Origin of the sequence: Burkholderia sp. RF2-non_BP3, assembly GCF_001522185.1 — a bacterium.
In the GTDB taxonomy this organism is placed as follows: Bacteria; Pseudomonadota; Gammaproteobacteria; order Burkholderiales; family Burkholderiaceae; genus Burkholderia; species Burkholderia diffusa.
The window spans coordinates 1-1,313 of record NZ_LOSU01000025.1 but is presented as its reverse complement, the minus strand read 5'-3'; the positions used below and the strand labels follow the sequence as shown (position 1 = coordinate 1,313).

The 1,313-nt window shown below is 61.1% G+C and carries 1 protein-coding gene; it reads right to left on the bottom strand.

Annotation, left to right across the window (positions count from 1 at the left end; all coding sequences use genetic code 11):
- Positions 1–37: 37 nt before the first annotated feature.
- A protein-coding gene (locus WS45_RS10510) for an IS3 family transposase (RefSeq protein WP_156437108.1) occupies positions 38–1,260 on the bottom strand; the annotation gives its coding sequence in 2 pieces (ribosomal slippage) (positions 38–892 and positions 895–1,260; 1,221 coding nt in all).
- Between the last annotated feature and the right edge of the window lie 53 nt (positions 1,261–1,313).

Sequence of the window (1,313 nt, the reverse complement as noted above, 5' to 3'; positions counted from 1 at the left end):
GTGTCAAGTCCTGGAATAGGTTGACAGTATCCAGACGCTAGAACGCCCGATGCACCGCATCGGGCGTTTTGTATTCCAGGGCGGCGTGTGGCCGCTCACGGTTATAGATGTGCACGGACTGTTCGACCATCTTGGCGGCCTGCTCGAGGTCAGCAGGACGCTGCAGCAAGAACTCCCCTTTGAGGATACCGTTGACCCGCTCGGCCAGCGCATTCTGGTAGCAGTCGTAGCCGTCCGTCATCGAACAGCGCAAGCCGTGACGTCGATGGATGTCTTGATAGTAGGTCGAGCAGTACTGGACCCCGCGATCGGAATGATGGATCAACGGCTGACCGGTTCGGCGACGGCGCAACGCCTTCTTCAGCGCCTGGCTGACCTGTTCGGTCTGCAGGCTGTCGTGAACGTGATGACCGACGATCTTGCGCGAGAACGCATCGGTAATCAGGCTCAGGTACACGAACGGGCCAGCCGTGGGCAGATACGTGATATCGGCCACCCACACTTGTTCGGGCCCGGTCGGCACGACCTGATCCGGCCCGGGTTTGAGTAGATTCGGATGACGCCGGAAGCGATGATGGCTCTGCGTCGTCTTGTGGTACGCCCGGTGTGGCACGACCAAGAGGCGGGCGGCGCGCAGCACGTCGAACAGTCGATCTCGCCCGAGCTTGATGCCGCGCTCGCCCAAGACGGGTCCGAGCAGATGGTGCAGTTTTCGTGTCCCGAGTCTCGGCTGGCGCAGCCGTATATCCCGCACCAGCGTCGTCACGGCTTCGGCTTGCGTGCCGCGGCGTTCCTCGCTGCGACATCGCTTGTAATACGCTTGCCGGCTGATGCCCATGTAGCGGCAGGCTCGCTCGACGCTCAGCTTTTCGATCCGCCTTTGCGCGAGGACCTGCCCGAAGGCTTTTTTACGGTGATCCCGTAGTCCTTGCGCATCACGTCGAGCACGGCCTCGAACAGCGCGGCTTTCTCCTGCGCCTCTCGCAACTGCGTCTCCAATTCCTTGATGCGCTGCTCCGGTGTGAGCGGCTTTGAGTCTTGCTTTGGCATGGGGGAACCCGATCGCGCACGGCCGGATGGATCGGCCCAATCCTGCAAGCCGTGCTTACGTAACCATACCAGCACGGTCGAGCGTCCCTGGATGCCGTAGCGCCGCTGCGCCTCTTTATACGTCAGCTCGCCTTTTTCGACCTGGGCCACCACCGACAGCTTAAAAGCCAGGCTGTAGTCCCGTTGCGTCCGCTTGATCCCTTGTTCCAATTGCCACCTCTTCGTCTCGGCGAAAAAGTGTCAACCTATTTCAGGACGGGTCA